Below are 13,511 nucleotides of genomic sequence, written 5' to 3'. Positions count from 1 at the left end.
AAAACAATGCATCAAACTAACAACACCACCTAACACTTATCCAACAGAAACTAAAAACGCAATATCGCAGAACGTTCTTCACACGATAATATCAATAAATGCCGATTTTATAGCTATCCCCAGACCAAGCTCTCGCAAAACTATTCAACGATGATAGGCATAGAAGAAATACTCCTCCCCTACATTATAGGATTTGGACAATATCCTCTCATCCAAAGCTTCATTGATACGTGCTCCCTATGCATTGCGATGGAATTCAAAGAAGCAAAATTCTAGCTTGTGGCCACAGCCCTCAAGATTCCGCATATAATAATCATCACCCAAATTGGCGGAGGGGAAAGGAATTGAACCAATCAAGGACCATTACAGCCCTTCAAGAGTTTTGAAGACTCCGGCGACCACCAGGCACGCAGCACCCTCCTTTTTGGATGTATTTTGCCGGAAGCTATCACACCATCGTATCCACGCAAATACTTTCTATATTTCTTAAATATCACTGGAAAGCTGATTGCAAAATTAGGCACGACCAAATCATGGCACAATATCTGCTAGCAGTCTTACAGGATCTGGGTTAGCCTACCAAAGTAACGAGCAGCGACAAGCTCTCAGTTCACTCTTTCATCCATGGCAGGCATCGATTTCCAGCAAAACCTATCTCAGAGTCAGGTTCTCTCACCGCAAATGCGGCAGAGCTTGGAGATCCTGCAGGCAAACTCCCTGGAACTTGGCCAAATTCTGCAACAAGCGATTGCGGTAAACCCTGTTCTCGAAGTCACGCAGCATGACGAAGAGCTTCCGGAAGATCTCACTCCTGACGCCGAGTATGATATGGAGACCCTTTCCGAGCTGGATGATGACTTTCGCGAACTCCAGATCATGGAGCGCAGAACTACCAGCACCTCGCAAGACGATCAGGAACGACGAGATCATTACTACAATTCAATCGTCGCACCAGAGACTCTGCAGCAGCACTTACTTTCCCAGTTAGAGCACTCAATCAACCCTGAAAAGATCAAGACAGCCGGCAGAGAAATTATCGGCAACATCGATGACCGAGGCTTTCTGAGCACGACACTTGAAAACATGGCCATTAGCTCTGCCCTCCCACTGCAGGACTTGGAAAAAGCTCTGGCTGTTATCCAGAATTTCGACCCGGCAGGTGTGGGAGCCTCTGATCTAGCAGAGTCCCTGCTCATCCAGCTTCATAAGCGAGGTTACCACGGCACCTTGGAAACAAGGATCGTACAGGACTTTCTTAACGATCTGGCGCGAAAGCGCTATCCAGAAATCGCGCGCAAGCTTGGCGTAAGCACTAGCTCCATTACTCAAGCAGCGGAAACGATAGCCACCCTAACACCAGATCCTGGTGCTGAGTTTGACCCGACTTCCAATCCCTACATCACCCCGGATGTCATCATCAGAAAAAATGCTGACGGTGAATGGGAGGCCAATCTAACCAACGACAACATTCCCGATGTCGCCATCAGCAACGCTTACAAAGACCTGATGGCGAGCACACACGACAGCAAGGCCCGGCAATACCTGCGCGACCAGATCCGTGATGGCAAGGTAATCATCCGCTCCATCTCTCAACGGCAGGACACTCTACTCAAGCTAGCCAACGAGCTGATCAAGCGTCAATCTGACTATTTCGCCAAAGGCCCCCGCTCCCTCAAGCCTCTCACCATGAATGAAGTGGCGGATGTCATCGGTGTACACTCAGCGACTATTTCCCGCGCGGTGGCTGGCAAGTACGTGCTGACTCCGCACGGACTTGTGGAACTCAGGACCTTCTTCACCAGCGGCTACGAGACCAAAGACGGTCAACAAGTCTCTAACACCGGTGTGAGAGACACGATCCAGGAAATGATCGCCAACGAAAACCCTAAGAAACCCCTCTCTGATTCAGCTCTTGAAAAAATGCTCAAAGAGAAAGGACTCAAGGTAGCCAGACGCACCATCGCCAAATACCGCGACCAGCTGAATATCCTCCCCAGCCATCTGAGGAAGCAATTCTAAGCTGCATACAGAGACTTAGTCCCGCTGAAAACGGAAGATCACTTCTCCCGGCTTATACAGGTCGAGCCTGTCACGCGCCTTGATCTCTAGAAAGTGTGGATCCTGCTCTAGAGCACGGTATTCCCTCTCATGCTGATCCTTTCTGGAAAGCACGTCAGCCTCGTGACTCTTCACTTCGGCTAGCTCCATCTCCATCTTCTCAAGGTCTTTAAAATGAGGGAGTCTACTAACAATGACACCGGCGCAAACTGCCGCAATAAACAGGCAAAAGGTAAACTGATTCAGCTTACGCATCTTCTCCGTACGGGCACGCATCTTCCGACCTCCTATGGAGGAAGTCGTGCGGCGACGTCGGGGAGTAGCTTTGCGTGGCGGCATCTTGTCTTGAATAAAAAACTGCCGTTGGGTCACCCCAACGGCAGGTGCTTAAGATTGCTTTAACAAATTGACTTAGAGATTACCAGCAAATACTGCGTTATCTCCGAGAGCTTCTTCGATACGAAGCAACTGGTTGTACTTGGCGATCCTGTCGGAGCGGCTCATGGAACCAGTCTTGATCTGGCCAGCGTTAGTTGCCACAGCGATGTGAGCGATGGTGCTGTCCTCTGTTTCGCCGGAACGGTGGGAGATAACGGAGTTGTAGCCGTTGATCTTACCAAGCTCGATAGCGTCGAGAGTCTCAGTGAGTGTACCGATCTGGTTCACTTTGATGAGGATGGAGTTAGCAACGCCGAGGTCGATCCCCTTCTGGAGAAACTCAACGTTAGTTACGAAGAGGTCGTCACCCACGAGCTGAACCTTGTCACCGATCTTGTCTGTGAGAGCCTTCCAGCCATCCCAGTCGTTCTCGTCGCAACCGTCTTCGATAGAATCGATCGGGTATTTCTCAACGAGGGAAGCAAGGAATGCTGCCTGCTCTTCAGAGCTGAGCTTCTGGCCACCTTCACCTTCAAACTTGGAGTAGTCGTAAACGCCGTCCACGAAGAACTCGGAAGCAGCACAGTCGAGAGCGAATGTGATGTCCTTACCAACTACATAACCTGCCTTTTCAACAGCAAGGGAAACTGTGTCGAGGGCGTCGATAGTACCTTCGAAGGTCGGAGCGAAACCACCTTCGTCACCCACAGCAGTGCTGAGACCGCGGTCGTGAAGAACTTTCTTGAGGCTATGGAAAACCTCAGCACCCATACGTACTGCTTCACTGAATGAAGGAGCACCCACTGGACGGATCATGAACTCCTGGAATGCGATAGGCGCATCAGAGTGAGAACCACCGTTGATGATGTTCATCATTGGCACAGGGAGAACCTTGGCGTTAGGGCCACCGAGGTACTTGTAAAGAGGAAGACCGGATGAAGCGGCAGCGGCACGAGCTACTGCGAGGGAAACACCAAGGATGGCGTTTGCTCCAAGGTTCTTCTTGTTCTTGGTACCGTCGAGCTCGATCATGGTACGGTCGATAGCTGCCTGATCAGTCGCGTCCATGCCGATAAGCTCAGGAGCGATCTTGTCGTTCACGTTTTGAACAGCGGTGAGAACACCTTTACCGAGGTAGCGGTCCTTGTCGCCGTCGCGAAGCTCGCAAGCTTCATGCTCACCAGTGGAAGCACCACTTGGTACTGCTGCACGGCCGAAGCTGCCATCAGCGAGGATAACATCTACTTCTACAGTAGGGTTACCGCGGGAATCGATGATCTCGCGACCCTTGATTTGCTCAATTGCTGTGAATTCCATATACTTTATATTTCGTGTGGTTGTTTAGAGTCAGCCCCTCTCGGGTAAACTGAAAGAGGCGCACCATGGTGAGCGCGCCTCGTGGTGTTGCGGGTGAAGTATCAGCCTTTGTTATAAGCTTCTACTTCTTTTACCGTCATAGTCTGTGATTTAATATCGACAGTATCGCCAACTTTCAGACCTAGCAGGCTATTGCCCATTTCTGAGAGGTAGGAGATGACGTTCTCCTCTGGGATGGAGTCCCACGCCCCAAGAATAGTGATGGTAATCTTGTTACCTTTTTCATCTTCAAGATGAGCGATAGTACCGATGTTGACTTCGCTGGTATCGACATTGGAGAAATCTGTACCCTGGACGGTGTCCAGTGCTCTCTCCATTTCGGACTGGCGACGCATCAGCACCTTCTGGTGATCTTTTGCCATGTGGTACTCAGCGTTCTCACGAAGGTCTCCGTAGGAACGAGCGATCTTGATATCTTCACGGTTCTGAGGAATCTGGTTGTTCTTCAGGTCCGCCAAGTCAGCCTTACGCTTTTCAATGCTGTCCCATGAGGAAACCACGCCTTCTTCCTTCTTCTCGGAGCCTTCACCAGTCACGAGGTCCTGAGTTTCAGGCTTGGCCTTGATCACACGAGCCATCAGAGACTTGCGATCGAGCTCAGCAAAGATCTGGCTCTGGTGAAGCTTACGGGCAAAGTTACGAGTCTCGTTGTTGTCAGCACTCTTGAGAAGGTCACCGATCAGACCGCGGTCTTCCATGACGTAGGACTGCAGGCGGCTGCTCTTGCGAGGACCGTCATCCATGGAGTCACGCTCCAGGAGACTGAGAATCGCATTGCCAACCTCGAAGTCGAATACAGGCTCGGAGGATTTTTCACGCTCACGGCAAACCCAAAGCAAGGAGTCCGCACCAAGAGTCCGGCCAACAATGTGCTTTCTAAGGAAAGCGAACAGCTTCTCGCTCTCACCTTTCTCGATAAGAAGTTTGGCGATTTCAGCAAGACCACGTGGTCCTACATTATCAAAAATGTTCAGCAGCTCTTCCACCCAGCTGTCACCGAACGCAGCTGGATAAGCCTCGAAGACCATGCGCTGACGTGCTGCTGGGAGAGAACCAAGTTCTTCACCCACACGAGTGCCTTCCGTAGCGATGATGTCGGAGATACGAATCGCGGAGGCATCCAAGTCCATGACTTCAGAGAGCTCCATAAGCTCGTCACGTCCTACCAAGAGATCGAGTGACTGACCCAGGTGCATCTTCATGCCCTTACGTACCGCTTCATCGATGTTCTTGTTGATACGGCTCTGAGCATCCGCATCCCCCTTGAAGTATTTGAAATCTTTGATGATGGCCTCAAGAGCTCTGGCCTTGGCCTTGAAGTCACGAGCATTTTCAAAGTCCATAACCAAGGACTCTGCCGGGCTGAGATTCTCATCCCTGAGAACGAGTGGCTCAGTACGCTTGGTAGGCACAACAGCAACACGGCTGGCACGGAGAGCCTTCTTGGCACTTTCCCACCACTTCTTATAGTCTTTCTCAGGAATCACGGAACCCATCAACTCACGCTCGAGCTGGTCCAGCTTCATGCTACCACCCTGACTCTGGAGCGTACGCTTCACGAGTTCCACCGGATCCTGATCAGCTAGTCTGCGGAGCTCGCCCATGGACTCAAGCTTCTGTGCACGGAAGTCATCTTCCTCCAGGTACTCGGTCTTTTGGATCGCAAACTGCAGGGCCATTTCCTGATCTTCATTGGTTTCAAAATCGATCACGATCTTGCCGCTGCGAAGATCCCAGTCTTTCACCTTACCTGCACCCCAGTTCTTGTGCAGACAGAATTTGCCTGGGGCGATTTCAGACAAACGAGTTCCGACTTCCTCAGAAATCCGGCCAGCTTCTACGAGTTTTGCTACCTCAGGGTGCATGGGCCAAGACTGCGACCTTCAGATACAAAAGGCAACTATATACCACAAAAATCTACCTCTAGACCAGCAAAAACCCCATCATATAGGCATCCCCCTAACATAACCCCTGACACACCAGGCCAGACCAAAACTCAAATCAGACTATTCCTCAGCGACATAGATTAAGCTTCCTCAAGCTTCTAGCAGACCTGCAAGCCGACAAATTAGTTTACCCACCCAAAGCAATCCACAGGACAACACACCTTCTGTAGTGAATGGACAAGATTTGGTGTTGAATCTTCCCCCTCTCAATCTACTAATCAGCGCATGTCAGCTATTCCAAACGTCCTAGCCGAGCGCTACGCCTCCAAAGCCATCCGTGATATCTGGTCTGCAGAAGGCCGCATCGTTCTGGAACGTGAATTCTGGATAGCCGTCATGAAGGCCCAGAAAGAGCTGGGACTAGACATCCCACAGGAGGCCATCGATGCCTACGAATCTGTCAAGGACCAGGTCAACCTCACCGCGATCATGGAGCGTGAGCGAGTCACTCGCCACGACGTCAAAGCTCGCATTGAGGAATTCTGCGACCTTGCTGGTCACCAGCACATTCACAAGGGCATGACTTCACGTGACCTCACTGAGAACGTGGAGCAGCTTCAGGTCTACCGTTCCCTTCTTATTCAGCGTGACAAAACTATCGCCTCCCTCGCCAAGATGAGCCAGCGTGCAGAGCAGTGGCATGACCTCGTTATTACAGCACGCACTCACAACGTGGCAGCCCAGCCTACGACTTTCGGTAAGAGGATCGCCATGTTTGGTGAAGAGCTCCTCGGCGGCCTCTCAGCCCTCAACCACCTGATTGCCACTTACACCGTACGCGGCCTCAAAGGAGCTGTCGGCACCCAGATGGACCAGATCTCCCTCTTCGATGGAGATGCTGCCAAGGTAGCTGACTTGGAAGCCAAGATCTGCGCCCACCTCGGCATCCCGGAAGTTTTCGACAATGTAGGCCAAGTCTACCCTCGCTCACTGGATCTCCGCACAGTCTCTATTCTCACAGACCTTGCATCAGGCCCTTCCTCATTCTCCACCACACTTCGCTTGATGGCTGGACACGAGACCGCCAGTGAAGGATTCGCCAAAGGCCAGACCGGCTCTAGTGCCATGCCGCACAAGATGAACTCACGTTCCTGCGAACGCGTGAATGGTTTCCAAACCATCCTCACTGGCTACCTCACCATGGCCACAGGCCTCGCCGGTGACCAATGGAATGAGGGCGATGTTTCCTGTTCCGTGGTTCGCCGAGTGATGCTTCCAGATGCCTTCTACGCTTGTGACGGCATGTTCGAAACATTCCTCACCATCCTCAATCAGATGGATGCCTACCCTGCGGTAATCGAAGCCGAGAACAATCACTACCTGCCATTCCTGATGACTACCACCATCATGATGGAAGCAGTAAAGGCCGGCGTAGGCCGTGAGGCAGCTCACAAAGCTATCAAGGAAAATGCCGTCGCCACCGTGAATGATCTTCGCGCCGGCTCTATCAAGGAGAACGATCTTCTTACCCGCTTGGCTGAAGACGACCGTATTCCACTCAGCTTCGAGCAACTTGAACTACTCTTGGACGAAGGCCGTAAGAATGCAGGCTCCGCCTACGAGCAAGTCAAAGCATTCAGCAAGACCGTAGCAGCACACACTTCGGCGCATCCTGATGCGGCAAGCTACGAGCCAGGCTCCATTCTCTAACCTCTTCCTCTCTAACTCGTTAGATGCAAGAACTCCTCACGAAGATCCGGGAGAAGGCGGAAGCTGAACTTCTCCCCGTCCTCATGTCTGATGTACCGCAAGCTGAACGCGCCGCGGCTGCAAAGGAGTTCATCAGTGAGACAGACGAGCTCATCAGGGCTAAGCACGTAGAAGGCGCCGGCGGTCTTGAAGTCGCCGGCGCTCGTTCCACCATGATTGATGTGGTGCTAGAGAGCGCTTTCACCGCTGCTAGCAACCGCTGTACAGGCAAGCTTCCAGGCATCGCCCTGAATGCCGTAGGCGGATATGGCCGCGGCCAACTCAATCCGGGATCGGACATCGACCTCCTGTTCCTGCTATCCATCCCTTCACACAAGCTCAATGCGTGCGCCAAAGCGTTCATTCAGGAAATCCTATACCTCCTCTGGGATTCCGGAATCAAGGTGGGGCACGCGTCCCGCTCAATCAATGAGTGCCTGACTGAAGCTCGTTCAGAGCAACAGTCCAAAACGGCACTCATGGACACTCGCCTGCTTGCTGGAGATGATGTCCTTTATGAAGACTTCAAGCGTAGGTTTCAGCGTGATTGTATCCAAAAGAACCCTGAGGACTTTTTCGAGCTTAGACGTCAGGATATCAATTCCAGACACCGCAAGTATTCACATACTGTTTTCCTCCAGGAACCGCACGTGAAGGAGAGCTGTGGTGGACTCCGTGACTACCACAACATCCTCTGGGTATCCCAAGCCGAACGCGGCACCAGCGAGCTCGAAGCATTAGTTCGCGAGCGCATTCTCACCAAACGCGCCTACAAGGAGCTTCAGGAAGGTTACGACTTTCTTCACCGCGTGCGCAACGAGTTGCATTACCATACTGGAAAATCAACGGACATCCTCACCCTGCAACTGCAAGGGGTTGTCGCCACCAATTTCCAGTATCCGGAAAAATCCATTCTCCGCCGTTGTGAATCCTTCATGCGCGACTACTACCGCCACACGCGCAACATCTACAATCACACCACCTCTCTGATGGAAATCTTTCAGTTAGAACTGGATGAAAATGAGAACAAGGGCGGCTGGCTTCGTTTTCTACCTAAACCTAAAGCCAAACGTGAGGAGTTTGACTGCTTCATCAGCCGTAAGGGGTTCATTTACCCAAAAAACCAAGACATCTTCGAGGACAACCCTCACATGCTGATGCTCATGTTCCAGCACACCCAGCTGAAGAACATCAAGCTCAGTCCGCAGATGCGCAAGCTGGTGAAAGCCAATTGGAAGCTGATTGATAAAGAGTTCCGCGCCAACAAGCAGAACCGCGAAACCTTCCGCGCCATGCTTGAGCGTAAAGGCCAAGTCGCCTCCGTACTGCGCCGCATGCACCGCGTCGGATTCCTCGGCCGCTTCATGCCCGAGTTCGGAGCACTCGACTGTCTGGTGCAGCATGAGTTCTTCCATCGCTACACTGCAGACGAACACACGCTGCGCTGCATCGATCAGCTGGACGCCTTGATCGAGGACGAACGTCCTGAACGGGAAATTTACCGCCGCCTCCTCACAGATGCCCCGGATCCCTACGCCCTCTACATCGCCCTCATCCTCCACGATACAGGCCGGGCCGAAAACGTGCGCGAGCACATCGACGGTTCCGCTATACTTGCGGATCGAGTCTGTACAAGACTCAACATCAAAGGGTCTCGCCGCTCCCTTATCAGCTTCCTGGTCGACCACCATCTCACCTTCTGGCGCTTCGCTACGAATCGAAATCTGGACGATCCAGCGGTGATTGAGGAATTCGCTTCCATCATGAGAGACAAGGAACGTCTGTCTACGCTTCTTCTTTTCACCTACGCTGACTCTAACGGCACCAATGAAGAGGCTTGGTCGCCATGGAAAGAGTCCCTCATGCTACAGCTCTATCACTCCACTCTCTCCTTCATGGAGAAAGGTAAGGAAAAGTATCAGGCTGTCCTGACTGAGGAGATCTCTGCACTCAAGGACGAGACCCGCTCACTCCTGAAAGAGAAGTACCATGAGCAGCTCGAACACCATTTCGAGCGGATGCCGAGAAATTACTTCCGCTATCGTAACTCGCAAAACCTCGCCATCCACATCCGTGCTGTGCGCCGCTTTTTACGTAGGCACGAGGATAATCCGGAAAGGATCCAGACTGACCTACGCTGGATCAGCCGAGAGGACCGAGCCTACACCGAGCTCATCGTCACCACCTGGAACAAGAGTTACCTGATTGAGAAAGTTTCCTGCGCTCTCGCAGCCAATGAAATCAACATCATTGCTGCAGACGTCTATACCCGCACCGATAACATCGTGTGTGATATCTTCCACGTCTGCACCGTCGACCACAAGCCCGTCACCGATTCCAAGACCAAGAAGAAGGTCAAGGAAGTGTTCGACCAGCTCATGCAGCAGGAGGACTACGACTCATCGCTTTACCTCAAGAGAAAGAGGAACTTCCTGCGTAAGGACAAGAATGAAGGAGCCCTACCCTTCCCTGTCAGGGCTTTCGTTAACCAGCACCTCTCATCCAAATACACAGCCATCGAAATCCAGGCTTTGGATCGCATCGGCCTACTGCACGACCTATTCCTGCACATCGGCAAGTGTGGTCTAGCAACTGTTCACGCTCGTATCTGCACCGAAAAGGGAGCAGCCATGGACACGATCTACGTCTCTAACCTAGACGGCACCAAGGTGACCGATCCAGAAAAACTCAGAGAACTGGAAACGACCATTCAGGCTCTGGTAGGTTTTGACAACCGGGATTAAAGATCACTCGGCCTTGATCAAAACCGCCGTAACCGGCTCATGATCACTGGCCCCAAGGTGAGTCACTTTCGCTCCGGTACAATGTAAGGCTTTGCTGTAGATCACATGATCATAGCGATTGGAGATCGCTATTCCTGGCGACACCTTCCAGCGCCAAGTCTCGGACTTCGTATCGAAGCCAGACAAAGCATCCCGGAACCCCCGTTCCAATAGATACTGCACTCCCGCCTTGGTTGTGTTCTCATTGAAATCCCCTGACACGATCAAAGGTTTATCGCCATCCATATGCTTTAGAAAGCCAGCCAGCTCAGCCTGGTGAATCTCAGGACTCTGATAGTAGGCAGATACCGTCACGGAGGCTTCATCACTCAATGGTGGTCTGAGATGTACATTCAGCAATTGCAACTCGCCAATCTCTGTATCAACCGACGCCGCCAAGGCTGGAAACCAACCACGCTCCGGCTCGATCACCTTAAGCTTCTTTAGTGGGTACTTGGAAAGAAAGGCAATGCCGCCAGCACCTCTGGAGGAATGAAAGTACGCATGGGTATACAGCTTTCCGAGGTGGCGACACAAGTACTCCTCCCACTGATCATGGGTCTCTTGGAGATACACAATATCGGCGTCTTCTTTTCGCAAATACTTAGCGACCTCTTCTGCCCCAGATCCACTAACGTTTACATTGTAGGTCACCACCTTGACAGAATCCTGCTTGGGAGAAAATTCTGGTTGAGGCAAAGTTTGGCAACTGGGTAGTAGAACCAAAACTATCAGAGATAAGACTAGACGACACATAGGCTGATAACACTGAAGCCAAACTTAGAGACTCAGAGAAATCGGTCAATAGATTCCGTTCTTACTTAAACAGAGCATCTACCCCCATCGCACTTTTCCGAACAAACTTGGGCAAGTGTCTTTGGTAACGTTTGTTGAACAGCCGATAAATCACCCCTAACAGCTGGAGAGTCACAATGTGATCAATCAGGCGGTATCCTCGCTTGTTCCTGACAAACATCCTGCGGGCAACCGCGATCTTCTGTTTACTCACACCGAACTGACTGAAGTCCGTCTTGATACGATAGCGGTGGCGCACACTTCGTGGATACTTGGCTTTGTAGGCAGCCTTCGCTTCCAGTAACTCGCGCTTCATTTCCTCGGTGTACGTTCCGAAATAGTATTCCCTAGCTTTGACGAACATTCCGAAGCTGTCCCTCATGAACTCTACATCCGCTGTGCTCCAGCCTAACTTCTCAGCCAACTCTATCATCTCTGGGAAGTTCTCTAGGGCTTGGTAGCCATCTTGAACTGCCTCATTCTTCCCTTTCACAAAATGCGCTAGCAGCTTCTTGACCGGGTGATAGAGAAATACGCAGTCCCAATAAACGTGAATCAATGGCGGGATTCTCACACGGCGAAAGAACCATTTCTGCCGGGCATACTCCTCCACATAAAGCGCCTTCTTCACCGCTTCATCCGCAAGCCTCAGAAAGCGCTCTGCAGTGGCGGCCCTACTGTGACCCACTGCCAGAGCAATCGCCTCTTTCAGACTCAATCCTTCATTAAAAATACCCAGCAAGACCCGGCTATTGAGCTCCACCCATGGAGATCCCTCTCCCAGATAACTGAGGCGGCGAAAAGCATGCCACCCCCCCGTCTGCACCCAGACACTTACCCCAACCAGGTTCTCCTGATCTCTTAATTCCTCCGCATAAGCTTCAGCATCAAACCCAATGAAACTGGGATACTCCCCAGCTCCTTCATATTCTCTTCTCGCCTGAAACTCGATGATCGTCTTCACCTCTGTCCTGAAGAATGCCCGGTTGAGTGGGAGGTAGCGGAAGAAATCACTCTCCCCATATTTCAGAGACAGCAAGAAAGCATCACTCTCCACTCCCTTCAGCAGTTCGTCGACGCGCTTACGGTGCCAGATCAGATCCCCTATCGGGTAAGCACCGACAGTCCATGTCCGGCAAATCAACACCTTGCCTCTGCTCTCGAATGCCCCTACTAACAATTTCAGCATTTCATTCGCCTCGCGTGCAGTCCGTACATAGAGTTCATTATGCAACTCCCCCTTCACATCCTTGCCATCCCCTTCACCTAGGCGCAAAATCACGCCATCCACCTCGGAGAAATCATCCAAGAAACTCTCCAGCAGCTGCTCAAAATAGAGCATCATTTGTTTCCGATCATTACCAAACTCCGAGCTCATTTTCCCGGTCATTGGTAATACATCGGTCGTCATCAGGACTCTGAGTCCAGCCGCTTTGATAATTGCTACCAACTCTTTCATCTCTTCCCTCAATCGATCAATTCGCTTTGCCAGCTTCTCCTCATGAGCTTCGTGAGGAGTCACATGAGCCACATCATCCAGTGTCACGGTATTATAGCCATCACGCTTCACACGTTCCACAAACTCAGCCATATCCTTGCGCACCCCCTGCCAGAAGGCCTCGGCTTTTTTCCCTTTGACTGGTAATTCTGCGAGTGGAATTTTTGACCAGTTGATACGCCTTTTCTCATAGCCGCGGAAAAACGGCCCGATGCCATCCACAATCACCCAATCCATTTCATCTCCCGAATTACTCATAGGCATATTAGAACAAATAGATTCATGACAAAACGCTCACACCAAGTTATCATAGCTGACGAGTCTGACACCTAGCCTTCAATCACCCTATGAAAAACTGGATCATTTTATTCATATCCCTGTTCCTCAGCACACTCACATCCATCGCCGAATGGAGAGACGGTGACATTATCCTGCAGGAAACAGCTGGTCAGCAAGCGGAGGTCGTCAAACTCGCCACAAAGTCCAATTGGACCCACACTGGTGTCGTATTCATCCACCAAGGTACCCCCATGGTCCTTGAAGCTGTCCAGCCAGTACGCGTGACCGCCCTCAAGGACTTCCTCAAGCGCAGCCACCGAGGCAACTATCAGGTCATGCGTCTGAAAGACCCTTCTCCACTGACACAAAGCAGCATCAGCAAAGCCCACCTCTGGGCCAAAGAGCAAGTTGGCAAGCAATACGACGCTCAATTCCTGTGGTCAGACAACCACCTCTATTGCTCCGAACTCGTCTGGAAGGTCTTTCAAAGCTGTGCCAACGTCGAGCTCTGTAAACCCAAGACGATCCGTGACTACGACCTCAGTCACCCAAAAGTCCAAGCCCTCATCAAACAGCGCTACGGCTCCGTCAACCGCCTCCCACTCAGCGAAAAAGTAGTCGCTCCATCTGACATCGCCGAGTCACCTCTGCTAGAGATCGTCGACAGACCTTCCAAGAAGGGCTAGAAGCCATTCTACAAAACGCTTT

At 51.6% G+C, this 13,511-nt stretch carries 9 protein-coding genes and 1 tRNA gene; 4 read left to right on the top strand and 6 right to left on the bottom strand.

All coding sequences use genetic code 11. The features are described from left to right. Positions 1-326 precede the first annotated feature (326 nt). A tRNA-Sec gene (locus tag BUB27_RS18935) sits at positions 327-421 on the bottom strand. Between the two features lie 203 nt (positions 422-624). On the opposite strand from BUB27_RS18935, the gene rpoN reads away from it, so the two are divergent. After that, the gene (rpoN, locus tag BUB27_RS13190) at positions 625-2,019 is read left to right on the top strand and encodes an RNA polymerase factor sigma-54 (protein ID WP_143184312.1); all 1,395 of its coding nucleotides are present in this window, start codon (positions 625-627) and stop codon (positions 2,017-2,019) included. 15 nt (positions 2,020-2,034) lie between these two features. Here rpoN and BUB27_RS13185 read toward each other — a convergent pair whose 3' ends face one another. The 3 genes from BUB27_RS13185 to BUB27_RS13175 form a co-directional block, all read right to left on the bottom strand. Then, positions 2,035-2,397 (bottom strand): FtsB family cell division protein, encoded by a 363-nt coding sequence (locus BUB27_RS13185; RefSeq protein WP_143184311.1) that lies wholly within the window; start codon positions 2,395-2,397, stop codon positions 2,035-2,037. A 72-nt stretch (positions 2,398-2,469) separates the two neighbouring features. Next, positions 2,470-3,753 (bottom strand): phosphopyruvate hydratase, encoded by a 1,284-nt coding sequence (gene eno / locus BUB27_RS13180; RefSeq protein WP_143184310.1) that lies wholly within the window; start codon positions 3,751-3,753, stop codon positions 2,470-2,472. A 101-nt stretch (positions 3,754-3,854) separates the two neighbouring features. Continuing rightward, positions 3,855-5,678 carry a GreA/GreB family elongation factor gene (locus tag BUB27_RS13175; protein ID WP_143184309.1) on the bottom strand — a complete coding sequence of 608 codons (1,824 nt, stop codon included), beginning with the start codon at positions 5,676-5,678 and terminating at the stop codon, positions 3,855-3,857. A 306-nt stretch (positions 5,679-5,984) separates the two neighbouring features. Between BUB27_RS13175 and purB the strand changes: the two genes are divergently transcribed. Both purB and glnD read left to right on the top strand, forming a co-directional pair. Beyond that, entirely contained in the window at positions 5,985-7,409 is a 1,425-nt protein-coding gene (gene purB, locus BUB27_RS13170) for an adenylosuccinate lyase (RefSeq protein WP_143184308.1), read from the top strand. 23 nt (positions 7,410-7,432) lie between these two features. Further along, on the top strand, positions 7,433-10,192 hold the full coding sequence (gene glnD, locus BUB27_RS13165; protein ID WP_143184307.1) for a [protein-PII] uridylyltransferase: 2,760 nt from the start codon (positions 7,433-7,435) through the stop codon (positions 10,190-10,192). Between the two features lie 3 nt (positions 10,193-10,195). Here glnD and BUB27_RS13160 read toward each other — a convergent pair whose 3' ends face one another. After that, positions 10,196-10,930: an endonuclease/exonuclease/phosphatase family protein gene (locus BUB27_RS13160; protein WP_159434958.1), complete on the bottom strand. Its 735-nt coding sequence runs from the start codon at positions 10,928-10,930 to the stop codon at positions 10,196-10,198. A gap of 118 nt (positions 10,931-11,048) precedes the next feature. Beyond that, on the bottom strand, positions 11,049-12,782 hold the full coding sequence (locus tag BUB27_RS13155) for a hypothetical protein (RefSeq protein ID WP_143184305.1): 1,734 nt from the start codon (positions 12,780-12,782) through the stop codon (positions 11,049-11,051). 89 nt (positions 12,783-12,871) lie between these two features. Here BUB27_RS13155 and BUB27_RS13150 point away from each other — a divergent pair, with 89 nt between their 5' ends. Continuing rightward, positions 12,872-13,489, top strand: a complete 618-nt coding sequence (locus BUB27_RS13150; protein ID WP_143184304.1) for a YiiX/YebB-like N1pC/P60 family cysteine hydrolase — start codon at positions 12,872-12,874, stop codon at positions 13,487-13,489. Positions 13,490-13,511 lie beyond the last annotated feature (22 nt).

This window comes from Rubritalea squalenifaciens DSM 18772 (genome assembly GCF_900141815.1).
GTDB lineage: Bacteria > Verrucomicrobiota > Verrucomicrobiia > Verrucomicrobiales > Akkermansiaceae > Rubritalea > Rubritalea squalenifaciens.
The sequence above is the reverse complement of the archived record's forward strand: the minus strand, read 5'-3'. Positions and strand labels throughout refer to the sequence as shown.